We start from the raw sequence: 24,160 nt of genomic DNA, 5'->3' as shown, positions 1-24,160 counted from the left end.
ACATCCCGGCACAAGCCAAGGGCCGGCCGCTTGAGCGACTCGGACGGACATCACTATCGTCTTGTCCAGAGGTGAGACACCTCTCCGACGAAGCATCCCGGGAGGCTCCCCCTGACGGTCAGGAACGAGGAACAGGGTGCTGGGCGCGGTATGCGCCGCGACGCGGTCCGCAACCGGCGCAAGCTCCTGGAGGCCGTGGGAGAAGCGCTCAGGACCGAGCCCGGCGCGATGACCATGGCGGTCATCGCGGAGCGGGCCGACCTGTCGCTGGCCACGGCTTACCGGTACTTCCCGTCGGTCGAGGAGCTCCTCAAGGCCTACCTGCTCGGCGTGATCGTCCAGCTGCGCAACTACAGCCACGACTGCCCCAAGACCGGCCCGGCCCTGTTCGAGGACGTGGTGCGGGAATGGGCTCGTCTGGTCCGCAGCTACGGCCCTGCCATGGTCCAGATCCGGTCGCGCACGGGCTTCCTCACCCGCCTGCGCGACAACGACGAGGTGATCACCCCGGTCCGGGACACCTGGGAGCGCCCCATTCGCAGTGTGATGCGGCACCTGGACGTGCCGGACGATCATTTCGATCACGCGTTGTTCCTGTACAACGCCATGTTCGATCCACGCGAGATCCTGGACCTGATCAGCACCGGCCTCCCGGAGGAGGAAGCGATCAGCCGTTTGACGGCGGCCTACTACGGGGCTCTCCAGGGCTGGGCCGGAGCCTGAGGCACACGACCGGCAGCCGGTGAGGGGCGGCTCCCCGCGGGGGCCGTAGCTCAGCACCAGGAACCAACCACCCACGGCGTCTGCGGTGGGCTTCAGGCATGCCCACCGGACCACAGCGCGCCCACCGGGCACCCGCTCGGACCTCTGCAACCACCTGCCTCCGGCCGACCCATCCGCGCCCCCACCCTTGTACCGCTCATCACGATGTGAGAATGTGCTCGCACTTTACATCCGTCGTGACCCCCTGGAGATCGGATGAGCGCCCTCCCCTCCCTAACGGCCGGTTCTCTCCCGGAACGCATCAGAGCAGCGTCGAGGCGGCCCAAAACGCTGGGCGTTGCGGTGCCGGGCGCCGTCTCTCTGGCCATGGGTGAACCAGACAGCAACACGCCGCAGCCAGTGGTGGAGGCTGCCGTCCGGGCGTTGCGCGCCGGTCGCACTCGTTACTCGCAGATCACAGGGTCGCCGGATCTCCGGCAGGAGATCGCCTCCCACCTGGCGCGTTCCCAGGGCCCCGAGGTCGACCCGGCGAATGTCGTCGTCACTCACGGAGGCAGCGCCGGCCTCGCAGCCACCGTCCTCGCTCTGGTGAACCCGGGCGATCGAGTACTGCTCCCCGAACCGACCTACTCCCTGTACGCGGACCACGCGGCCATGGCAGGGGCCAAGGCCGAGTGGATCTCCACGCGGCCTGACGGCTCGATCGACCTGCACAAACTCGCGGCGGCCGCAGCGGGAGCCCGCATGCTCATCCTGTGCAATCCCGTGAATCCCACCGGAATGGTGTTCTCCAAAGCCGATATCGAAGGAGTCGGCGCCATTCTCCGCGACCACCCCGACCTCTACCTCCTATCGGACGAGGCATACAGCGACATCGTCTTCGACGAGATCACGTTCACCTCGGCATCTGAACTGATCTCTGTGCGGGACCGGGTGGTGCTCTCCGGCACGTTCTCAAAGTCGTACTCAATGACCGGCTGGCGCATCGGTTTCATCTGCGCCGCCGCCGCTGTCGCCGAAAAGATCAACCTCGTTCACCGGACGATCAATGGGCCTCTGAACACCTTCGTCCAGGACGCGGCCGTCGAGGCGCTACGCATTCCCGACAAAGATCTGCACGCACTCTCGACGCGCTTCCAGCGCCGGCGAGATCTGGTCATGCGCCACCTCGACGGTCTCGACGCGGTGAGCGTCGTCCGGCCTCTCGGAGCGTTCTACGCATTCCCCCGCATCGACAGCGCCCTGCCCTCCGTCGAACTCGTGCAACGGTTCGCCGACGGAGGCGTGCTCGTACGCGCCGGGTCCGAATTCGGCCCGTCGGGCGAGGGACACGTACGCCTGTCCTTCGCCACGGACGAAGCGGCACTCGAAGAGGGCCTGCGCCGCTTTACGCACGTCATCAACGCGCTTTAGCACTGCCCCCTCGATTTCGATCACATATCGGCCTGGCCGACAGCGCGCATACACATGGCCCCCGGAGATCTCGAGTGCGTCACAGAGGTCCCGAAGTCCGTGCTGCCCAGCGGCCCTTTCGGTGAGCCAGGCTCTTTACCAAAAGTCGACGAGAAAGCGTTGACAGGCGGCGCACCCGGCCCCATAGTCGACGCAACTGAGATTCGCTTCGCACTTCAGAGTGAGCCGCTCAGTTCGAACGCAAGCACTCCGAGCCTCGGACCCTGCTCCGCGGGGCCAGCGCATCACGTAGGCCAGACGGGCCAACAAGGGCTGGCGCACACCTCAAGTGAAACCCCAATCGCAAGCCGTTCGGCAGTGTTCGTAGGGATGAGTCCCCGATGACGGGAAGCTCTCAACGACTCCGTGCGCGACACGCCGCTCGCAGATCAACCGGCAGGCTCCGCAAGGCGGACGGCCGACGGAAGGAGTTCCCATGGCTTCAAGGTGGGTGAAGGGGGCTGGGGCCATGTTGGCCGTTGCCTCGCTCGTCACGCTCAGCGCCTGTAGCGGGTCCGGCGACTCGGGCGGTTCGAGTTCCGGCGGCAAGCCGGTGACGGTGGAGTTCTGGGGGGCGGCGGTCGGCCTCGACAAGTCCGTGGCGCTGTGGAACAAGTCGCACCCCGACATCAAGGTCAAGTACAGCCAGATCCCGGCGGGCAGCATCGGCGGCTACGCCAAGATGCAGAACGCGGTGAAGGCCGGCAACGCACCCTGTCTCGGACAGGTGGGCTACGACACCCTCTCGAACTTCATCGCCACCGGCGCGCTGGAGGACATCTCCCAGTACGCCGACGCCGGCAAGGACAAGTTCGTGCCGTGGACCTGGCAGATGTCCAGCGTCGGCGACAGGGTGTTCGGCATCCCGGTCGACACCGGGCCCATGGCGATGTACTACCGCAGCGACCTGTTCAAGAAGTACAAGATCTCGCCACCGAAGACCTGGGACGATTTCGCCGCGGCCGCGCAGAAGGTGCACAGCGCGAACCCCTCGGCCTACCTGACGACCACGCCACAGGACGCCTATGACCTGGGGGCGCTGACTTGGCAGGCCGGAGGCAAGTGGTTCGGTACCGCGAACGACCGGTGGCAGGTGACCATTGATAACCCGCAGACGAGCAAGGTCGCGCAGTACTGGCAGGGCCTGCTGGACAAGAAGCTGGTCACCAGTGACCCGATGCTGGACACGGCCTGGTTCAAGAAGGTGCAGGACGGGCAGCTGCTGTCGCTCGTCAGCGCCGTGTGGGCTGCTCCGCTGATCTCCAAGAACCTGCCCGAGCTGTCCGGCAAGTGGGCCGTGGCGCCCATGCCCCAGTGGTCCGCCGGGCAGAAGGCGGCCGGTAACCGCGGAGGCTCGGCGACCGTGGTGCTCAAGGGCTGCGAACACCCGAAGGAAGCCACGGAGTTCGCGACCTGGATGAGCACCGACAGCAACAGTGTCACCAATCTGATCAAGAACACGGGCATCTACCCGGCCGCGACGAGCGGACAGCAGCTGCCTGCCGTGGACCAGCCGTCGAAGTACTTCGGCGGACAGAACATCTACGACGTGTTCAAGACAGCGGCCGCGAACACGAGCACGGGCTGGGTGTGGGGCCCGACGATGAGCCAGGTTCAGTCCGACATGAAGGACGGGCTCAAGAAGGCCGGAGCCGGGCAGGGCACCATCCCGAAGACCGTGACCTCCGTCCAGGACAGCACCGTCGCGGCCATGAAGAGCCAGGGGCTGAGCGTCGGGAAGTGACGCGCGCGGTGAACGACGGCGGGCACCCGGCGGCCTTCCTGACCTGCCGGGCGCCGGCGCCGCGGGTTCACCCACTTGGCCTCGACATGCGGGGGTCCGGCCTCCCCCGTGCCACCACCGCCCGCGCCCCCGCAGGGCGACGACCAGCCCGACCAGCACCAATGACCAGTCGGTTCCTCACTTCACGGGACCACTTCACGAGCAAGGAGCAGGCATGGCGACAAGAACGCCTGGCGACGCTCTCGCCCACCCCATCGCCGGCTCGGCAGCGAAGCGTGTCCCCGGCCGTGGCCACACTCGTTCCGCGGTGCTCTTCCTGGCACCGTTCGGGCTGTTGTTCACGGCGATGTTGCTCGCACCGATCGGCTACGCGGTGTACCAGAGCTTCTTCAGGACGCGCCGCAGCGGCCTCGGACTGGGACCGTCGACGACTGTCTTCGCCGGGTTCGACAACTACGTGACGGCTCTGCACGACAGCCGGTTCATGTCGTCGTTCCTGCGGGTGTTCACGCTCGGCATCGTGCAGGTGCCGGTGATGCTGGGCCTGGCGCTCCTGCTGGCGCTGCTGCTGGACTCGCGTGGCGCCGTGTTCAAGAAGGTCTTCCGGCAGATCTACTTCCTGCCCTACGCGCTGCCGGGCGTGATCGCCGCGATCATGTGGTCGTTCCTGTACGCGCCGAGCGTCAGCCCGTTCACCGCCGCGCTGCGGCACTTTGGGCTCGAAGTGAACTTCCTGTCCGACGACCTCGTGCTCGCCTCGATCGGCAACATGATGACGTGGGCCTGGACCGGCTTCAACATGCTGATCATCTACTCGGCCTTGCAGGCGATCCCCGGCGAACTGACCGAAGCCGCTGTGATGGACGGCTGTTCCGGGTGGCGGGTCGCCTGGCACGTGAAGATTCCCGCGGTACGGCCGGCGCTGATCCTCACCACGGTGTTCTCCATCATCGGCACCGCCCAGCTGTTCAACGAGCCCGCGGTGCTGAGTCAGGTCGCCCCGACCGTCTCCCCGACCTACACGCCGATCCTGGCCACACAGCAGTCGGCGGACATCAACAACTACAACTACGCGGCCACCCAGTCGGTCATCCTCGCCCTGCTGACCTTCGTGCTGTCGTTCGGCTTCCTCAAGTTCACCCAGCGGAAGGGCACCTTCGCATGACGACCGTCACTCCCTCAGCAGCACGTGCCGCCGCCGGGCCTCCCGGGCGATTGCGTACGTCATCGCTGGCCGGCCGGGCGGGCGTGTTCGCGGTCATGGCGCTCTTCGCCCTGTACACGCTCATCCCGGTTTGGTGGCTGCTGGTCACCGCGACGAAGAACAGCGGCTACCTGTTCACCACGAACGGGCTGTGGTTCTCCCACTTCGACCTGTGGACCAACATCCGTGACGTCTTCCAGGAACAGGACGGCATCTTCGCCCGGTGGCTGCTGAACAGCGCCCTCTACAGCATCGGCGGCGCGGCGGTGAGCACGACGCTGTCCGCCATGGCCGGGTACGCGCTGGCCAAGTACCCCTTCCGTGGTCGCGACCTGACCTTCAACGTCATCCTCGGCGCCGTCCTGATCCCGGACGTCATGTTCGCGCTGCCCCTGTACCTGATGTTCAGTCAGGTCCATCTCGTCAACACCTACTGGGCCGTCTTCCTGCCCAGCGTCGTCAGCCCGTTCGGGGTCTACCTGTCGCGCATCTACGCCGGAGCGTCGGTACCGGACGAACTGATCGAAGCCGCGCGACTCGACGGTGCCGGCGAGGCCCGGATCTTCTGGCGGGTCGCCATGCCGATCATGTCCCCCGCGCTGGTCACCATCTTCCTGTTCCAGTTCGTCAGCATCTGGAACAACTACCTGCTGCCCCTGCTCATGCTCAACAGCGACGAACTCCAGCCGGTCACCGTCGGGCTGGCCAACTGGCGGGAAGGGGTGAACCAAGGCATCCCTTACAACATCACCATCACCGGCGCGTTCCTCTCGGTGATCCCCTTGATCGTCGCGTTTCTCGTCCTGCAGCGCTTCTGGCGCTCCGGCCTGACCGCCGGGAGCGTGAAGTAGGCCTGCCGCCCGGCACTCCGGCAGGCCACGCGGCTGAGCGGAATTCCCCCGCCCCCTCCCGCCGACGCACGCTGCAACCCGCTTCCCCCCGTGCCCTTGGAGACCTGACCCTGATGACCCTGCATCCCAGCATCTCCGCCCGGCTCGGCCTGATCGAGGACCTCCCGTCCTGGCGCCAGGCACTCGCCGATCCGGCTGTGCAACCGCGCCTGCAGGAATACCGGACCTGGAAGGCGGCACCGGCACTGCCCTCCGTCGAAACCAGCGACGAAAGCATTCCCGGCCCGCACGGCCCGATAGCCGTCCGCGTCTACCGGCCGCCGTCAGCACCGCAGCGGCCTCGCTCTGGCCTGGTCTGGGTGCACGGCGGCGGATGGGCCTTCGGCGATCTCGACATGCACGAGGCCGACTGGACCGCCCGCGAGGTGTGCGCCAGGGCCGACGCCGTGGTCGTGAGCGTGGATTACCGGCTCGCGGCCGACGGCGTGACGTATCCGGTGCCGCACGACGACGTCGTGACGGGCGTCCGATGGGTGCGCAAGAACGCCGCGGTGCTCGGCATCGAGCCGGCGCGGATCACCGTCGGTGGCGCGAGCGCGGGGGCGAACCTCGCCGCAGGAGCCGTACTTCGCCTGCGAGACGACGACAACTGGCTGCCCGCCACCGTGGTACTGGCCTATGCGACCATGCACTCCGTCTCGCCGCCCCTCGCGCCGCCGCTGGCCGAGGCGTTCGCGCCGTTGCCGCGCATGGTCCGGATCCTGCCGGAGGACGTGGCCGAGATGACGGCCAACTACCTGGGCAGCACGCCGGATCCGCACAGCTACGCCTTCCCCGCGGGCGCCGTCCTGGACGGACTCTGTCCCACCCTGGTACTCGACGCCGAGTACGACGATCTGCGCGCCAGCAGCGAGGCATTCGCGGCCTCACTCGTGAAGTCGGGCGTACCCGTGCGGCATGTCACGGTGCCCGGCGTACTGCACGGCTTCCTGAACCTGCCCTCTTCAGTTGAACCGGTGGACCACGCGCTCGCCGTCCTGGCCGAGACGGTGACAACGGCTCATGCGGGAGAACTCGCGCCGGACCAGGGAGAACGCGAATGACGGAGCGCCTGTACTCAGTGCAGCTCTATACGCTGCGCAACGCCATCGAGACCGATCTCCCGGGGACGCTCGCGCGTGTTGCCGGTATGGGATTCGAGAACGTGGAGCTGTGGAAGTTCGAGCAGTACCGCGACGCGTACCAGCGTGCGCTGGCCGAGACACCTCTGTGCCCTCTCAGCGCACACGCGAGCCTTGTCGATGGAAATGCTTCCGCGGCTGTCCGCGTGGCAGCAGAGCTCGGAATCGGCACGCTCATCGAACCGCACATCATCGCTCAGCGCTGGACCACGCGGGCAGACATCGAAGCGGCGGCTGCGAGTCTGAACGGCGTCGCGAGGCTTGCCCGGGACGCAGGCGTCACCATCGGGTACCACAACCACGACCACGAGGTCCGTCAGGACTTCGGCGGCAGGACCGGCCTCGAAGTCTTCGCGGAGGCGCTGGAGGAGGACGTCGTCCTGGAACTCGACACCTTCTGGGCCGAGGTCGGTGGCGCTTCCGCCGTGGAGTTGATCTCCCGGCTCGGGGCGCGCGTCAGGTTCTTGCACGTCAAGGACGGCCCGTACACCACAACCCTCCTGGAGCAGCAGCCGGTTGGCCAGGGTGCGATGCCGGTGGCGGACATCCTGAAGGCCGCACCGGACGCGGTCCGCGTCGTGGAACTGGACGACTACGCGGGCGACCCGTTCGAAGCCGTGCAGCAGAGCCTGCGCCACCTGGTGGAGGTCGACCGGTGAACTCCAAGCGAGTGGGTGTCGGCGTCATCGGCGCCGGCGTCATCAGCAGCCACTACCTCGAGAACCTGACGCGGTTCCCTGATCTGAACGTGGTCGCGATAGCGGACCTCGACCAGGAGCGCGCCCGCGCTCGTGCGCGGCAGTTCGGGTTGCGGCACCTGCTCGTCCACGAGCTCCTGGCCCACGACGACATCGAGATCGTGCTGAACCTCACCGTCCCCGCCGCCCACTTCGACGTGTCGGCCCGCAGCCTCGCGAGCGGCAAGCACGTTTGGAGTGAGAAGCCCCTCGCCATCAGCCGCCGCGAAGCACGACTGCTGCTGGACAAGGCCGGTCGGAGAGGACTTCGCGTGGCCTGCGCGCCCGACACGTTCCTCGGTGGTGCCCTGCAGACGGCACAACGAGCGGTCCTCGCGGGCCGCATCGGCGAACCGAAGAGCGCGCTGGCGATCATGCAGTCCCCGGGACCGGAAGGCACCCACCCGAATCCCGCCTTCTATTACGACCAGGGAGCCGGCCCGCTGCTGGACATGGGGCCGTACCACGTCACCGCGCTCGTGCAGACCTTGGGTGCCGTCCGGCGCGTGAGCTCGGTTTCCTCAACCGCACGAGCCGTCAGGCGTGTCCTAGTCGGTGCGGGCGCCGGGACCGAGTTCGACGTGCGCGTACCGAGTCAGCACATGGCTCTGCTCGAGTTCGCCTCCGGCGCTCGGGCGACCCTCGTCACGAGCTTCGATTCGGGGATCCGCCGCGACCTCCTCGAACTGCACGGCACGGAAGCCTCACTCGAGGTCCCCGACCCCAACCGCTTCGCTGGAACAGGCAGGTTCGTCCCTCTCCATGCGGAACCGGAAGACGTACCCGCTGTCGGGTCCACGTGGGGCCGGGGAGTGGGGGTGCTGGAGCTCGCTCGCTCGATACGCGACGACGTACCGGAACGCGCCTCCGGCGCTCTCGCCTGCCACGTTCTCGACGTGCTCCTCGCCATAGAGGAGGCGGCACGAGCCGGGGCACCGCTGCCCCTCGAATCCACCGTGGCATCGCCGGCCCCCCTGGACGAGAACTGGGACCCCACGGCCGCGACCCTCTAGAACGATCGAGCAAGGAAGTTTCAATGATCCGCATCCCGTTCAACGACGCGTGGCGCGTCGGCCCTCTCGTGTCCGTTCACGAGGCGATCGTGGTCGCCGGTGCCGGTGACGAACAAGTCACCCTGCCGCACGACGCCATGCTGGGGGGAGGGCGGTCCGCGCAGAACTCCGGTGGACCGCAGACGGGCTACTTCCGCGACGGAAAGTGGACCTACGAGAAGCAGTTCGACGTTCCGGAGGAATGGGCGACGAAGCGAGTCACCTTCGAGTTCGAAGGTGTTTACCGCGACGCGATGGTCTACATCAACGGTGCTCTCGCCGGTCAGTGGGCAGGCGGATACTCCCGCTTCCACGTCAGCGCGGACCCCTTCCTGCAGTACGGCCGGGTCAACACCGTCCGGGTGGACGCACAGGCACACCAGGACTCCCGCTGGTACTCGGGGGGCGGCCTCCACCGCCCCGTCGGCATCCTCGTCGGCGACCTCGTCCACGTCACTCCGACCGGCCTGCAAGTGACCACACCGGACATCGACGCCGATCTCGCCACCGTGGTGGCGGCGACCGAGATCGTCAACGAGGACGTCTCCACTCGCGTCGTCGAAGTGCTTCTCGAGATCCTGGACGCCGGGGGCGAGGTGGTGGCGTCCGACCGAGCCCGGGTCACGCTCCTGGCGGGCGAAGGGATCACCACCCATCAGCGGGCCTATGTCCAGCGGCCGTCACTGTGGAGCGTCGACGCGCCCCACCTCTACCACGCGTCCGTGCACCTCCACGACGAAAGCGGCCCGCTCGACGAGGCTTCCACGTACTTCGGTATCCGCACCGTCACCGCCGATCCCATCCGCGGCCTGCGGATCAACGGCGAGACCGTCAAGCTCCGCGGCGGTGCGATCCACCACGACAACGGCATCCTCGGCGCCGCCGACTTCGCCGACGCCGCCGAGCGGCGGGTGCGGATGCTGAAGGCCGCGGGCTTCAACGCCGTACGCTCCGCGCACAACCCGATGAGCATTGCCCTGCTCGACGCGTGCGACCGTCTCGGCATGCTCGTCATGGACGAGCTGTTCGACGTGTGGACGGTCGCGAAGTCGGGTGACGACTACTCGCGCAGATTCCCGCAGTGGTGGGAACGCGACGTCGACTCGCTCGTGGCGAAGGACTTCAACCACCCCAGCGTGATCATGTACTCGATCGGCAACGAGATCATCGAAGCCGGAACCCCGCACGGTACGCGCCTGGGCCGCCAGATCGCCGACCGGGTGCGCGCGCAGGACCCCACCCGTCTGGTCACCCACGCGCTCCAGGGCATGTACATCGCCCGCGACAAGATCCCCGCGCTGAAGGCGGAACTGGAGCAGGACGCCGCCCCTGTCCGGGGGCTGAACGACTACCTGGGCCAGGTGACGCATCTGATCGACGCCCTGATGGCCTCGCCGGTCGTCGGTGAGCGACTCGCCGAACCCGCCTCCGTGCTCGACGTCGTGGGGCTCAACTACGGCGAGAGCCGGTACATGCTCGACAAGGAGGCCCACCCCAACCGCGTCGTCGTGGGCTCGGAGACCTTCCCGACGAAGATCGACCGGCTGTGGCAGCTCGTCACCGAGAACCCCCACGTCATCGGCGACTTCACCTGGACCGCATGGGACTTCCTCGGCGAGGTGGGAACCGGCCGGCACGTCTATCCCGAGGACCAGCAGGTGCACCGCGCCCCGTACCCGTGGCTCACCGCCGAGTGCGGGGACATCGACATCGTCGGACAGCGTCACCCGATCTCGTACTATCGCGAGATCGTCTACGGGCTCACACAGACGCCCTACCTCGCTGTGCGACGCCCCCGCGAGGACGGTTACGTGATCAAGCCCAGGGCATGGACCTGGACCGATGTCTCCCCCAGCTGGACCTTCGACGTTCCTGTCGGCTCGCTGCTCCATGTCGAGGCGTACGCGGCGGGCGAGGAGGTCGAGTTCCGGCTCAACGGCACTACCGTCGCGACCGTGCCCGTCGGCAGCGAGCGGAACTTCGTCGCCGAAGCCGACGTGCCATACGAGCCCGGCGTCCTGGAGGTCGTGGCGTACCGCGGAGGAGCGGAGGTGGGACGCTCGGCGCTGCGCACCGCCGGTGAACCCACGCGCCTGAGCCTGGAGACGGACCGCACCGAACTCGGCGCCGATCCACAGCGGTTGGTCTACATCGACATCACCCTGATCGACGACGGCGGTGTGCTCAACCCGAACCGGGACACAAAGATCACGATCCAGGTCGACGGTCCTGGTGTCCTCCAAGGATTTGGTACGGGAGCTCCGGCCACCGAGGAGGGCTTCCTCGACGATTCCGCCACGTCGTTCAAGGGGCGTGCCCTGGCGATCGTCCGGGCCACCGGGGAAACGGGACGGATCACCGTCACAGCCCGGGCGCACGGGCTCCCGGACGCCTCCGTCGAGATCGACGTCGTCCAGGCACCCATTCATCACGTGACAGGGGAAGGACAGAAATGACCTACGCGCCGACATCGGCCGGCTCGCCCAACATCGAGGTCGGCCCGAAGTGGCAGCGTCCTGACGGGGAGTTGCTAGCGCAGTTCCAGCGGCACTCGGTCGCGAACATCGGTGACGCACTCGGGCGCCTCGGCATGCCCGACGGTGGCATCACACCCCTCTGGGACGGCTGCCGTGCCGTAGGCAGCGCCCTGACGGTTCTGACGGTCGCCGGAGACGATCTGGCCGTGATCGACGCCGTCGCGCACATCGAACCCGGCGACTTCCTCGTCATCAACGGATTCGGTTACCCGGGCCGGGCCGTGATGGGCGACATCCTCAGCCAGTACTTCTCCTCACGGGGAGCCGTGGGAGCGATCGTCGACGGAGCGGTCAGGGACCGCGACGAGATCCGGCAGCAGCAATTCCCCGTGTGGTCGCGTTCGGTCACGCCGGCAGGGCCGTGGAAACACGGCCCGGGAGCCGTCGGGACGCCCGTCGCTATCGGCGGTGTCGTCATCAACCCCGGTGACGTGGTCGTGGCCGACGCGGACGGCATCGTCGCAGTGCCCCTGAAGAAGGCGTATGACATCGCCACCGAGCTGGCGCGGATCGCGGAATCCGAGCAGGGCATGCGCACGCAGGCCAAGCAGGCGCCCACGAAATGAGCCGCGTACATGGAGAGGACGCGCATGCGCAGGGATCAGCGGTTGAACAACGCCAAGCTGATCCAGGCCGCCGCAGAGCTTTTCGAGCGTTGCGAGCAGCCGATCAGCCTCGCCGACATCGCTCGGCAGGCGGATGTGTCGGTCGCGACGGCTTACCGGCACTTCGAGTCCGCGGACGACGCCCTCAGCGCCTACCGACGGGACATCGTGAGCAAGTTCCGCGATCACAGTCTCGAGCAGCCGAGCAACGGTCTGGCCCTGCTCGAGAGTGTCTGCGGCTTCTGGGTGGACCTCATCCTCGCCGAAGGCGCGGCGCTGGTGCACCGCCGGTCATCGGAAGGGTTCCTCGCGCGGTACAAGGCCGATGAGCCGTACTTGGAAGGCCAGGCGGAGGCCCTCGCCCGCCCCATCCGCGAGCTCGTGATGATTCTCGGGGTGGGCGAGCTCGTCGGCGTCGAGGACGAGGCCGCCTTCCTGTGGAACGTCCTCTTCGACCCCCGGGAGATCTTCGATCTCCGTGACACGCTCGCGCTGTCGCCCACGCAGATCACGCACCGACTGGTGTCGGCGTTCCGCGGCGCGCTGCTCGGATGGACGACCGCGCGGCTGACCGAACCAGCCTGATCGCGAGGAAGCCGTCTCTGCGCACGCGCGGACGGGCGGGACCTTTAGCAGCCCCAGATTGTTGTGAGGAAGAGGACGATGACTGCACCCATCACCGAGACCGAGCAGCCGGGCAGCCGACGCTTCCGTCTGGATGACCGCTACCGCCGCGAGGAAGGCGTCGTGCACGTCTCCGGGATCCAGGCTCTCGTCCGCGTTCTGCTGGACCGCTCCCGGCGTGACAACACGAACGGACTGCATACCGCGACATTCGTCTCGGGCTACGAGGGATCACCACTCGCCGGCTACGACATCGAGTTGAGCCGACGCGGGGCGTTGTTGCACGAGCACGACATCGTCCACAAACCGGGGCTGAACGAGGAGCTCGCCGCGACCGCCGTCATGGGCAGCCAGTTGGCCGGCCAGATCGGCACCTCACGGTGCGACGGCGTCGTGGGCATCTGGTACGGCAAGTCCCCCGGCCTCGATCGCGCCTCCGACGCCCTCCGCCACGCGAACCTGGTGGGAACCGGCCCTTTCGGCGGTGCCGTCGCGTTGGTCGGCGACGACCCGGGAGCCAAGTCGTCCAGCGTGCCGTGTGCCAGCGAGGCGACGCTCGCGGACCTGGCGATCCCGACGCTGTACCCGGCCGATGCCCAGGACGTCCTCGACTTCGGGCTCCACGCGCAGTTCCTCTCCCGGTTCAGCGGCCTGTGGTCGGGCCTGAAGATCACCACCGCCGTGGCGGACTCAGCGTCCACGGCCGTCGTGGCACGCGATCGGATCACGGGCACCGAGGGCGACGGGAGCCCCAGCCCGCACAAGCCGAGCTCCATGCTCCTGGGCGCCAACCTCATGGGCCTCGAACGCAGCCTGCACGACATCCGCCTCCCTCGTGCCGTGGAGTACGCCCGGCTCAACGGCCTCAACCGCGTAGTCCAGCGCGGGCCGTCGGACAAAATCGGCATCCTGACATCCGGCAAGACCTATCTCGACGTCCGCGAGGCCCTCCGCATCATCGGCCTCACCGACACAGACCTCGCCCGGTACGGCATCAGGATCCTCAAACTCGGCATGATCTTCCCCCTCGAACGCGATGCCATCGTCGACTTCGCGGACGGTCTCGACCAGCTGGTCGTCGTCGAGGAGAAACGGCCGTTCCTCGAAACCGCCGTCAAGGAGACCCTCTACGGCCGACCCAACGCCCCGGTCGTCCACGGCAAACAGGACCAGGACGGGCGATCGCTGTTCAGTCACTCAGGAGAGCTCGACGCCGACAGCATCGCCACCGGGCTGTCCAGGGTGCTCGCGCGGCTCGGCATCGAAGCCGCCCGCGCATGGCGTCAGCGGCCCAAGGCCCGTACGGCGTTGTCGCTGCCGCTCCTGGCCCGCAACCCGTACTACTGCTCGGGGTGTCCGCACAACACCTCGACCACCGCCGGCGGGGACTCGCTGGTCGGCGCTGGGATCGGCTGCCACTCCATGGTCGTGTTCATGGATCCCGAACAGGTCGGCCCGGTCGTCGGCATGACCCAGATGGGCGGGGAAGGGGCTCAGTGGATCGGGATGGAACCGTTCGTCGACGCCGACCACTTCGTGCAGAACATCGGTGACGGCACCTTCATGCATTCGGGCAGTCTGGCCGTCCGGGCAGCGGTCGCCGCGGGGGTGAACGTCACGTTCAAGCTGCTCTACAACGGAACGGTCGCCATGACCGGCGGCCAGGACGCCGTCGGCGCCCTTCCGGTCGACCGGCTCGCCGCCATGCTGCTGCACGAAGGCGTCGCCAAAGTGATCATCACGACGGAGGACAGGGCCCGCATCCCGCGGGCCCGGCTTCCGAAGTCGGTGAAGGTTCTGGACCGGGCCAAGATCGAGGGAGCGCTGGCGGAGCTGAAGGCCACTGCCGGTGTCACGGTCCTCATCCATGACCAGGAATGCGCCGCCGAGAAACGGCGTGCGCGTCGGCGCGGCAAGGCCGACGCGCCGACGACGCGAGTCTGGATCAACGAGCGCATCTGCGAGGGTTGCGGTGACTGCGGCCGCAAGTCGAACTGTCTGTCGGTGCACCCGGTCTCGACCGAGTTCGGCCGCAAGACCAGGATCGACCAGTCCTCGTGCAACCTGGACTATTCGTGTCTCGACGGCGACTGCCCGGCGTTCATGACCATCACGCCCGCCGGCAAGCCGAAGCGCGCCGAGCTTCCCGCCCTGGGGGCCACCGACATCGCCGAGCCGGCCCGCACGGCCGGCGCCGACTCCTTCGGCATGCGGATCACCGGGATCGGGGGAACCGGCATCGTCACCATCTCGCAGGTGCTGGCGACCGCGGCCGTCATCGACGGCCGCCACGCCCGCAGCCTCGACCAGACCGGACTGGCCCAGAAGGGCGGCGCGGTCGTCTCCGACATCAAGATCACTGAGGATGTCGTCGAACAGGGCGCCAAGATCGCCGCGGGGCAGTGCGACCTCTATCTCGCGTGCGATCCGCTCGTCGCGACCGACCCGCAGTACCTGTCCGTCGCCTCCGCGGATCGCACCGTCGCCGTCATGACCACGACCGAGATACCCACCGGGCAGATGGTGGTCGACACCGCCGTCAGTTTCCCGGCTCCCGATGTCGTACGTCATGCCGTCCACGACGCAATGCGCCAGCTCATCGCTCTGGACTCCGGCGCGCTGGCCGAGCGGCTGTTCGACGACGAGCAGTACGCCAACATGCTGCTGGTGGGAGCCGCGTACCAAACCGGGCTGCTGCCGATGCCGGCTTCGGCCATCGAAGAGGCCATCGCCCTGAACGGAGTCGCCGTTGAACGCAATGTGCAAGCCTTCCGGCGAGGCCGCCAGGCGGTCGCCGACCCCGAGGCGCTGAGTGCCGCGCTTGCCGGCCCGACGCTCCCAGACGTGGAACTGCGGCTGCCCGCCGGGACCACCGAGCTCGTGGCGTTGGTCACCGATGATGAGGAATCGGAGCTGCATCGCCTCCTCACCGTGCGCGTGGCAGACCTCATCGACTACCAGGACAGGCGCTACGCTCGTGCCTACGTCGACTTCGTCCACACGGTGGCGGCCACGGAGCGCGCTGCCGCCGACGGCTCGACCGAGCTGACCGAGGCTGTCGCCCGCTGTTTCCACAAGCTCATGGCATACAAGGACGAGTACGAGGTCGCACGACTCGCCATTGACCCAGCCGTGGACGACCACATCACCGCGGCATTCGGAAGCGCGAGCCGACGCTCCTACCGCCTGCATCCGCCCGTCCTGCGAGCCCTGGGCATGGAAAGGAAGATCGCTCTCGGAAGCTGGTTCCGCCCGGCCCTCAAACTGCTGCGTGCACTGCGGCGCGTTCGAGGGACCCGCCTCGATGTGTTCGGACTCCAGCACATGCGACGCATCGAGCGTGAACTCGTCGCCGAGTACCGCGAGTCGATCAGCACCGCGCTCGCGCTCCTGAACGAGGAGAACCTGGCCGAAGTCCGCCGACTCGCGGAACTGCCCGATGCGGTCCGTGGATACGAAGGCCTCAAACTCGCGGCCATTGAGCGCTACCAGGCCGAGCAGGCGCGCGTACTCGGCGAGTTGCGGGAGAGCGCGGACCCCGTCCCGACGGAAGCCGGGCAGGGCCGTTGAACTCGATGTGAGGCAGGCCGTCTCGCGGGGGCCACCGGCTCAGGGAGTACGGCCGCGTCCGGACGGGAGGCTCGCCCACAGGTCCGTTGCCCCGCCCCGGACGCGCGCATGGTGAAACTGACACCATGCCGGTTCGGTACGGGACCCGGTCGGCATGATTGGCCACTCCAACGCGACGCCCAGTTGTTCGGTTCCGTGATCGCCCGCCGTGCGGCTACTTCATTCCCGTGGTAGCGATTCCCTCGACGAGGTAGCGCTGGCCCGGTCAGACGCCGAGAGGGCGCCAGCCGGCCGAAGTACCCGGTCTGACCTGCGAGTTCCGGTCCGTTGACCGGCTACACCACCCGGCGGGACGCCATCCGATTCCGTCACTCGCTCCATAACCGACGAGGTGCTGCGGCCCGTGCGGGCCGTTGTGACCGGCGTACTCGGCCAGCCGCCGGCTGTGCTTGCGGCCGACCGAGCTCAGCAGGCCCGGATGTAGTCCCGCATCCGGCGCCGCGCCGACCCGGCCGAATCTTCCGATCACTCGCAGGAACAGGTCCTCGAGCTCGGCGCTCCAGCGTCCACGGACGAAGTCCGCCATCAGGCCGCGATCGTGCGCGTCTCGGCCCGCCGTCCACGGCGGCTTCCCGGAACCGTCCCTGAGACACCGTCAGCCCTGCACGAATGTGGCGCCCGCTACCGCGGCCAGGCCCGCCAACTCCACGCTGTGCCCTGGAAGAAGATCCCCGTGATTCACCGCGCCGACGACCGGGGCCACGGCCGCCACGAACAACGACTCGTGCAGGTCGTCACCGTCGACGGCCTGCTCTTCCCGCACGCCGCCCAAGTCCTGCGCATCCAACGCCGCCGTCTCTATGGAGCGAAGAAGTGCTCCAGCGAGACCGTCCACGCCATCACCGACCTGTTCGCCGAGCAGGCAAGAGCAGCCGAGATCGCTTCCTGAGCTCGCGAACCCGGACCGTGGGAAACACCGCCCACTGGGTGCGAGGTGTCGTCTCCGGAGAAGACAAACCCCAGGTCAGGACCCGTAACACGCCTGCCGCGCCCGCCGCCGTCCGCGACTTGATCCGCAGCGCGCCCAAGCTCGCCGGATACGTCAACACCGCCGCCGGACGCCGAGCCCACACCGAACGCCCACGCATCCTCACCCTCCACGGCAATCACCTGATCAAACCGGACGACCCGCAAACGCCAGGGTCCCAATTCCGGAGCCGGCACCATCGGTATTCACCGGCTGGATTCCTATATACAGGAAATCAATTTCCCTGATTGCAATCTACGGGCCAGATTAGTGGCACCGCAATCGGGAGGAAATCTCCGTGACATCCGCAGCCACGTCGGCACCCTTTACCCACTTCTCCGGACCGTTCGCCGTCGGCGCCCTTTCGGCCGCGGGCGAGACCAGGTTCCCGGGCCTCGTGGCCCCGGACGGCCGAGCGCTCGACCTGCGTACGGCGCTGGACGAGCCCGCGTTGACCACGCTCGCGCTCCTGGAGCGCTGGGACGGGGAGCGGAGTACACCACCGAGCTCGAAAGGCTGGACGAGGACACTCGGCACCCGCACATCTACGACCTGACGAAGCCCGAGAACGCCGACCAGTGGGGCACGTCCAACCCGATGAACGAGATGGTCGCCAAGGAAATGCTCAACAACGTCGACCGCGGCGTCTTCGTCGCTCCGCCGGCCTGACCCCATGACCCCGGGGGCTCGGCGCACTCCCCCGCCTGCCATGCCGCCGAGCCCCCGGCCTGCGTCAACCCACCCAACTCCCAAGGACTGCCATGCACTTCGCCACGTACGAACAGCACGGCCGCAGCCGCGTCGCCACCGTGATGGACGACGGACAGGCCGGGTCATGACCGACACCCCGGACACGAACTCCGCTCCTCCTCCCACAGCGGACGCGGCGGAACTCCAGGAGTTGCTTCCCGGGATCCACGCCTGGGTGCAGCCGGACGGGACCTGGTGGGTCAACAACGCCGGCGCGGTGGCCGGCGACGACGGGGTCCTGGTGATCGACACCTGTGCCACCGCGGCTCGCACCCGCCGCTTTCTCGACGCCGTGGACACGGTCACCGGCGGGGCGCCCGTCCGGCTGGCGGTGAACACCCATCAGCACGGTGACCACACCTACGGCAACAGCCTCCTCCCCTCCACGACAGTGATCGTCGGGCACAGCCGGATGCGGGAAGGGCTTCAGGCCGACCCGGTCATCGACGGCTGCCCACCGCTGTGGAACCCGGTCCCGGACTGGGGGCCGGTGACCCGCAGGCTTCCCGACATCTCGGCCGGCTCCGCACTCACCCTGCACGTCGCAGGTCGGCGGATCGAGCTGCTGCACCCCGGCCGCCCGGCGCATACCACCGGAGATCTGATCGCCTGGCTGCCCGAAGAACGCGTGCTGTTCTCCGGCGATCTGGTGTTCGCCGGACTCACCCCGCTGGTCTTCATGGGCTCGGTGGACGGGGCCCTCGCCGCGGTCGACTGGCTGGAGTCCCTGCAACCCGTCGTCGTCGTCCCCGGCCACGGCCCGGTCCTCACCGGCACCGACATCACCCGGGTCCTGGACGAGCACCGCCGCTATTACCGGCTCATCCTCGACACCGCCAAGGACGGGCTCTCCCGGGGCCTGACGCCCCTGCAGGCCGCCCGCCAGGTCGACCTGGGCGAGTTCACGGGTTGGGGCGACGCCGAACGGATCGTGCTCAACCTGCACCGCGTCTACGCCGACCACGCCGGCCGGGACCTCGACGTGATCGCCGCCTTCGGGGACGCGGTCGCCTGGCTCGGCCGCCCGATGCACACCTCCGTCTGAAGGGAAGCGCGACTGTGCGGTTCGTGACCTATGCCGACGACGACGGTGATCGGGTCGGCGTCCTCCACCACGACCAGGTCCATCCCCTGGGCCGCGGCGTCACGATGCTCGGCCTCCTGCGCGACGGCACCCTGCGGGCGGCCGGGGAGCAGGCCCTGGCGGCGCCTGCCGCGCCCCGGGCGGTCGGCGACCTTCGGCTGCGCGCGCCGATCCCCGATCCTCCCGCTGTGCGGGACTTCATGACCTTCGAACGGCACGTCGAAGGTGTCTCCAGACTCGGCGGACCCGACGCGACCGTCCCCGAGCGCTGGTACGAGGCACCCGCGTTCTACTTCACCAACCCCTACGCGATCCTCGGCCCCGCCGACGACGTCCCCGTACCGCCCGGCAGCCGGATGTTCGACCTGGAGCTGGAGGTCGCCGCCGTCATCGGCCGCACCGGTCGCGACATCCACCCCGGCGACGCCGACGCCTACGTCGCCGGCTACACCATCCTCGTCGACTGGTCGGCGCGCGACGTCCAGTTCGCCGAGATGCAGGTCCGGCTCGGCCCCACCAAGGGCAAGGACACCGCCACCACCCTCGGACCGGTCCTGGTCACCCCCGACGAGCTGCAACCCTGGCGCACCGACACCGCGTTCGACCTGACGATGACCGTCGACGTCAACGGCGAACGGCTGGGGCAGGACCGCTGGTCGTCCATGGCGTTCTCCTACGCCGACATGATCGCCTACGCCTCCCGTGGCACCGAGATCCGCCCCGGCGACGTCCTCGGCTCCGGCACCTGCGGCGGCGGCTGCCTCGCCGAACTGTGGGGTCGCGAAGGCCTGAACGCCCACCGCCCCCTGCAACCCGGCGACGTCGTCACCGTCACCGTCGAACAACTCGGCACCCTGACCACCCGCGTCGTGCCAGGAGTCGAGCCGATTCCCATCCCACCCGCACGACGGGGCCGGTAGGCCCAGTCCGTCCGGAACGGCGACCCCCGTGGGGTCGCCCTCGCCCGCCCAGCCGAACAGACGGTCACCACGCCCCCGAACACCCTTCGGCGGCCATCCTGCCGGTCTGGCAGACGTCGTAGCCGTGAAGCCCGAAACCAGTACACGTCCAGCATTGCGAGGAGAGTCCTGTGAACGAGTTCGTCATCGTCGGTGCGAAGGTGTTCGACGGCGAGAAGAACCTGGGCCAGGTCGACGTGCACGTCGCCGACGGCGTCATCGTCTCGGTGGGCGGGCCGCGTGTCACCGGGGTGGAAATCGTCGACGCCACCGGCGCAACCCTGCTCCCGGGCCTGATCGACGCACACACCCACACCGACGCCGCGATGCTGCGCCAGGCGCTGACCTTCGGCGTCACCACCGAACTCGACATGGGCTCGGTCCCCGCCACCATGATTCCACTGCGCGCCGAGGTCGAGGCCGACCGGACTTTCGCGGACGTGCGGAGCGCCTCCTTTTCGCTCACCCACCTCGACGGCCACCCTCATCAGTTCCGGAAGGGCCTCAACGATCCGGTCTGGCCGACCGCGACCACCGTCGCAGAGGCGGCCGGGTTCGTCGACGATCGGATCAGCGAGGGCGCCGACTACATCAAGCTGATAGCCGAGAGTGGCGAGGCGTTCGGCTTCCAGTTGCCGCACGTACCACTGGAGATTCACGCCGCCGTGATCGCCGAGGCGCACGCTCGCGGGAAGATGGTGATGGCCCACGCCATGACGCTGCACGAGACCGAACAGATGGTCGACGCCGGCGTCGACGGCCTCGCCCATCTGTTCGCCGACACGGCCCACACCCCGGAGATCGTCGACCGCATCGCAAGCGCGAACGTGTTCGTGGTGCCGACACTGACTCCCCTTGCCTCCATCGTCGGGTTGTCGCACAGCACGGACCTGGCGCAAGATCCCCGCGTTGCGGGAAAGCTTGCGCCGGAATTGCGGGCGCACCTCTCCGACACGTTCGGCGGCTTGCCCGCCGCGCACTTCGACATGGCACTGGCCACGATCGCCGCCCTGCGCCAGGCTGGGGTCGACGTGATCGCAGGCACCGACGCCGCGGCTCTGGCCGTGCGCGGCGTGACCCACGGAGCAAGTCTGCACGGCGAGCTGCAACTGCTCGTACAGGCCGGTTTCAGCCCCACCGAAGCCCTGCGCTCGGCGACTTCACTGACAGCACGACGGTTCGGCCTCCACGATCGGGGCCGCGTCGAGCAAGGCCTGCGGGCAGATCTCGTCCTGGTCGACGGTGATCCCACCACGACCATCAACGACAGCCTGTCGATTCGCGCGGTCTGGCGACAGGGCACCCGCCTCGCGGCCGCATCCACGCTCGGCTCCCGGTGAACCCGCCAGGAGCGACAAGGGCGCAGGGCCCTGGCGTCTGCCCTGGTCGTCCGGTTTGATCAGGTGATGCCGTAGAGAGTGAGGACGTGTGGGCGTTCGGTGTGGGCTCGGCGTCCGGCGGCGGTGTTGACGTATCCGGCGAGCTTGAGCGCACTGCGGATCTCAGCCCGGTCCGTGCAACCGCCTCCGACAGGTCCTGTACCCGAAGAACACCCCTTCCCTGATGCTTGAACTCGCTCAAGCATCAGGGAAGTCGGCTGTCCAGCTCAGAGGCTGTTCGGCAGCGCGACGGTGGGGCGGGGTGGCGTGGGCATGTTGCCGCCGATGAAGAAGCTGGGGTGCGGGGGCTGGTTGTAGGCAGTGTTCTGCCAGGCCAGGGCCGTGCGGTACTGGGTGTCGTGGAGGAGGGTCGTGATCCGCGTATTGGTCTGGTACGGCGTGGAGTAGATCCGCAGGGCCGTGTTGTTGGACGTCGGCCAGATGACCTCCTCGCGCCAGTCGCCGAGGATGTCGCCGGACAAGGACGGCGTCGACTTGGTGCCGTTGTTGGCGTGGACCCCGGAGCCGGTGAGCAGGCGGGTGTCGCCGGAGGTGCCGTACTTGTCGATGTGGGTACCGTCGAGGAGTTCGCGCGTGGTGTCGCCGTCCCACCACGCCAGGAAGTTGCTCGACCCGGGCTTACGGCTGGCGACCACCGCGCCCTTGGGGTTGCGGACGCCACTCACGAGCGACGACCACGACTCGGCGCCCGCGCTGCCGGACCAGATGTCACCGGACACGCCCCGGCCGTTGTCACCGCCGGCCGGGGTGGACCAGAGGATCTGGCCGGTCCTCGCGTCCGCCATCCAGGAGGACGGCTTGGAGCTGTCCTCGTCGACCTTGAACTCCTCCAGACCCGGCCGGGACGGGTCGAGGTCGCCCACGTGCATCGCGTCCCCGTGGCCGTTCCGCGTCGTCCACAGGCCGTTGCCGTTGTCGTCGACGGCCATCGCGCCGTAGACGACCTCGTCCTTGCCGTCCCCGTCCACGTCCGCGACCGACAACTGGTGGTTGCCCTGGCCGGCGTAGCCGCTGTTGGCGTTGGAGTCGAAGGTCCACCGGCGGGTGAACTGTCCGTTCCGCCAGTCCCAGGCCGCGATCACCGCGCGGGTGTAGTAGCCGCGAGCCATGATCACCGAGGGGCGGGAACCGTCCAGGTAGGCCGTGCCCGCCAGGAACCGGTCCACGCGATTGCCGTAGGAGTCCCCCCAGGACGACACCGTGCCTCGGCCTGGGACGTAGTCGACGGACTGCATCGCCTTGCCCGTCTGCCCGTTGAACATTGTCAGGTACTCGGGGCCGGACAGCACGTAGCCCGAGGAGTTGCGGTGATCGGCCGAGGAACTGCCTATGACCGCGCCGGTTCCGTCCTTCGTGCCGTCAGCGGTCTTCATGGCGACCTCGGCCTCGCCGTCGCCGTCGTAGTCGTACACCTGGAACTGCGTGTAGTGCGCGCCGGAACGGATGTTGCGGCCCAGGTCGATCCGCCACAGGCGAGTGCCGTCGAGCTTGACGCCGTCGACGATCGTGTTGCCCGTGTAGCCGGACTGGGAGTTGTCCTTGGCGTTCGTCGGCTGCCACTTCAGAACGATGTCCAGGGCACCGTCGCCGTCGAGGTCGCCGACGGAGGCGTCGTTGGCCTCGTAGGTGTACGGCGAGTTGCCCGGTGAAGTGCCCCCGGGCGGCGGGGAGATCGGCACGTCCTTGTAACCGGTGCGGAACTGAAGCGCGTGCTCGGACGGCGCCTGCTCGACGCCGTTCACCACCGCGCGCACCGTGTAGTCGGCCGAGTCCGGGGCGCCGGCGTCCAAGTAGTTCGTCGAGGTGGTCAGGGGCGAGGAGTTGAGTCTGGTGCCGCCACGGTAGACGTTGAAGGCCACGTCGTTCGGGTCGGTGGCCAGCCACCGCCACGAGACCAGGTTCCCGCTGCCGGTGTGGACGCTGGTCAGGCCCCGATCGAGGCGTTCCACCTGCCGCGCGGTCGCGGCGTGCGCGGTGTGTGGCAGTCCGGTGAGTGCGGCGAGGGACAGTGCGGTGGCGGCCGTCAAGCCGCCGAACAGCCTCTTGCTCGACCGGCGTTGGTATCGCCATGGAGGCGATGCGGTGCGCGGATGCCGGTGCGGGTCGGCCACGATGACCTCCGATGTGTGGGGGGTGCGAAGATCGCGGAGACAGCGCTCCGACCACAGCGTGGGAACGCTCCCATTCGCTGCGAGGGTAGAAATTCACTGATAGCCCGTCAAGCATTCTGTTGGCTTTTCCTGTTCGAGCGTGTTCGAGCGCGAGCCGACGAGATGCCCGCGCGCAGCCTCGTCCCCGTCGCTACCTTCCTCCTGAAAGAGCACTTGAACTGGTATGACTCCCACCGTTTCAGACAGCTCACAGCCGAGGCACAGCGAGCACCCGCCCACAGGATCGCACTGCTTCTTCCATGGATTGGTGAGCAACGGTTGACAGCTTCGTGCCCGATCGAGAAGCTGCGTGATGCACCTCCGGTTCGTTGTGATGCGATTGCGCACTTCCGTCGCAACAGCTCTGTGATCGTTCACAGGTCCGATCTGAAGGAGCGGCCCTGGCATGCCAAGGCCGCCCTCTTCGACATGTGCCACTCGTCAGCACTCCTGCCTTAGATGTCGCCGCACCGAGGGAGGCAGCATCGGCCGGATCGCACGCGGCTACAC

18 protein-coding genes and 2 pseudogenes are annotated in these 24,160 nt (G+C 67.9%); 18 read left to right on the top strand and 2 right to left on the bottom strand.

Annotated elements, in window-relative coordinates:
- The first annotated feature begins 150 nt into the window (after nucleotides 1-150).
- From RNB18_RS48665 to RNB18_RS48580, 18 genes and pseudogenes are all read left to right on the top strand, one after another.
- Nucleotides 151-723, top strand: coding sequence for a TetR/AcrR family transcriptional regulator (locus RNB18_RS48665; protein ID WP_311720579.1), 573 nt, complete (start codon nucleotides 151-153; stop codon nucleotides 721-723).
- A gap of 366 nt (nucleotides 724-1,089) precedes the next feature.
- A complete protein-coding gene (locus RNB18_RS48660) occupies nucleotides 1,090-2,136 on the top strand; it encodes a pyridoxal phosphate-dependent aminotransferase (protein WP_311720578.1) in 1,047 nt (348 codons plus the stop codon).
- Between the two features lie 508 nt (nucleotides 2,137-2,644).
- Entirely contained in the window at nucleotides 2,645-3,919 is a 1,275-nt protein-coding gene (locus RNB18_RS48655) for an ABC transporter substrate-binding protein (RefSeq protein ID WP_079140908.1), read from the top strand.
- A gap of 214 nt (nucleotides 3,920-4,133) precedes the next feature.
- Nucleotides 4,134-5,084 carry a carbohydrate ABC transporter permease gene (locus RNB18_RS48650; protein ID WP_266520755.1) on the top strand — a complete coding sequence of 317 codons (951 nt, stop codon included), beginning with the start codon at nucleotides 4,134-4,136 and terminating at the stop codon, nucleotides 5,082-5,084.
- Nucleotides 5,081-5,974, top strand: coding sequence for a carbohydrate ABC transporter permease (locus RNB18_RS48645; protein ID WP_069761662.1), 894 nt, complete (start codon nucleotides 5,081-5,083; stop codon nucleotides 5,972-5,974). The genes RNB18_RS48650 and RNB18_RS48645 overlap by 4 nt, the downstream gene beginning before the upstream one ends.
- A gap of 113 nt (nucleotides 5,975-6,087) precedes the next feature.
- Nucleotides 6,088-7,077 carry an alpha/beta hydrolase gene (locus tag RNB18_RS48640; protein WP_311720577.1) on the top strand — a complete coding sequence of 330 codons (990 nt, stop codon included), beginning with the start codon at nucleotides 6,088-6,090 and terminating at the stop codon, nucleotides 7,075-7,077.
- Nucleotides 7,074-7,814, top strand: a complete 741-nt coding sequence (locus tag RNB18_RS48635; RefSeq protein WP_311720576.1) for a sugar phosphate isomerase/epimerase family protein — start codon at nucleotides 7,074-7,076, stop codon at nucleotides 7,812-7,814. The genes RNB18_RS48640 and RNB18_RS48635 overlap by 4 nt, the downstream gene beginning before the upstream one ends.
- Nucleotides 7,811-8,905, top strand: coding sequence for a Gfo/Idh/MocA family protein (locus tag RNB18_RS48630; protein WP_311720575.1), 1,095 nt, complete (start codon nucleotides 7,811-7,813; stop codon nucleotides 8,903-8,905). Before RNB18_RS48635 ends, RNB18_RS48630 begins: the two co-directional genes overlap by 4 nt.
- Before the next feature lie 23 nt (nucleotides 8,906-8,928).
- On the top strand, nucleotides 8,929-11,400 hold the full coding sequence (locus RNB18_RS48625; RefSeq protein ID WP_311720574.1) for a glycoside hydrolase family 2 TIM barrel-domain containing protein: 2,472 nt from the start codon (nucleotides 8,929-8,931) through the stop codon (nucleotides 11,398-11,400).
- On the top strand, nucleotides 11,397-12,047 hold the full coding sequence (locus tag RNB18_RS48620; protein ID WP_311720573.1) for an RraA family protein: 651 nt from the start codon (nucleotides 11,397-11,399) through the stop codon (nucleotides 12,045-12,047). The genes RNB18_RS48625 and RNB18_RS48620 overlap by 4 nt, the downstream gene beginning before the upstream one ends.
- Before the next feature lie 24 nt (nucleotides 12,048-12,071).
- Nucleotides 12,072-12,671, top strand: a complete 600-nt coding sequence (locus RNB18_RS48615) for a TetR/AcrR family transcriptional regulator (protein ID WP_311720572.1) — start codon at nucleotides 12,072-12,074, stop codon at nucleotides 12,669-12,671.
- 78 nt (nucleotides 12,672-12,749) lie between these two features.
- Nucleotides 12,750-16,280: an indolepyruvate ferredoxin oxidoreductase family protein gene (locus tag RNB18_RS48610; RefSeq protein ID WP_311720571.1), complete on the top strand. Its 3,531-nt coding sequence runs from the start codon at nucleotides 12,750-12,752 to the stop codon at nucleotides 16,278-16,280.
- Between the two features lie 571 nt (nucleotides 16,281-16,851).
- Nucleotides 16,852-17,444 (top strand): annotated as a pseudogene (locus RNB18_RS48605) (ISAs1 family transposase); the annotation flags it as partial.
- Nucleotides 17,445-17,605: 161 nt separating this feature from the next.
- The gene (locus tag RNB18_RS48600; RefSeq protein ID WP_311720583.1) at nucleotides 17,606-17,863 is read left to right on the top strand and encodes a hypothetical protein; all 258 of its coding nucleotides are present in this window, start codon (nucleotides 17,606-17,608) and stop codon (nucleotides 17,861-17,863) included.
- Nucleotides 17,788-17,976, top strand: a pseudogene (locus tag RNB18_RS48595) (VOC family protein); the annotation flags it as partial. The gene RNB18_RS48600 and the pseudogene RNB18_RS48595, both read left to right, overlap by 76 nt.
- A gap of 166 nt (nucleotides 17,977-18,142) precedes the next feature.
- Nucleotides 18,143-19,102, top strand: coding sequence for an MBL fold metallo-hydrolase (locus tag RNB18_RS48590; protein WP_311720569.1), 960 nt, complete (start codon nucleotides 18,143-18,145; stop codon nucleotides 19,100-19,102).
- Nucleotides 19,103-19,116: 14 nt separating this feature from the next.
- Nucleotides 19,117-20,061, top strand: a complete 945-nt coding sequence (locus tag RNB18_RS48585; RefSeq protein WP_311720568.1) for a fumarylacetoacetate hydrolase family protein — start codon at nucleotides 19,117-19,119, stop codon at nucleotides 20,059-20,061.
- A gap of 200 nt (nucleotides 20,062-20,261) precedes the next feature.
- Nucleotides 20,262-21,440, top strand: a complete 1,179-nt coding sequence (locus RNB18_RS48580; protein ID WP_311720567.1) for an amidohydrolase family protein — start codon at nucleotides 20,262-20,264, stop codon at nucleotides 21,438-21,440.
- Nucleotides 21,441-21,706: 266 nt separating this feature from the next.
- On the opposite strand, the gene RNB18_RS48575 is transcribed toward RNB18_RS48580, so the two are convergent.
- A complete protein-coding gene (locus RNB18_RS48575) occupies nucleotides 21,707-23,611 on the bottom strand; it encodes a rhamnogalacturonan lyase (RefSeq protein ID WP_394817787.1) in 1,905 nt (634 codons plus the stop codon).
- A 93-nt stretch (nucleotides 23,612-23,704) separates the two neighbouring features.
- Nucleotides 23,705-24,088 carry a hypothetical protein gene (locus tag RNB18_RS48570; RefSeq protein ID WP_311720565.1) on the bottom strand — a complete coding sequence of 128 codons (384 nt, stop codon included), beginning with the start codon at nucleotides 24,086-24,088 and terminating at the stop codon, nucleotides 23,705-23,707.
- Between the last annotated feature and the right edge of the window lie 72 nt (nucleotides 24,089-24,160).

The organism is Streptomyces doebereineriae (genome assembly GCF_031845645.1).
In the GTDB taxonomy this organism is placed as follows: Bacteria; Actinomycetota; Actinomycetes; order Streptomycetales; family Streptomycetaceae; genus Streptomyces; species Streptomyces canus.
The sequence above is the reverse complement of the archived record's forward strand: the minus strand, read 5'-3'. Positions and strand labels throughout refer to the sequence as shown.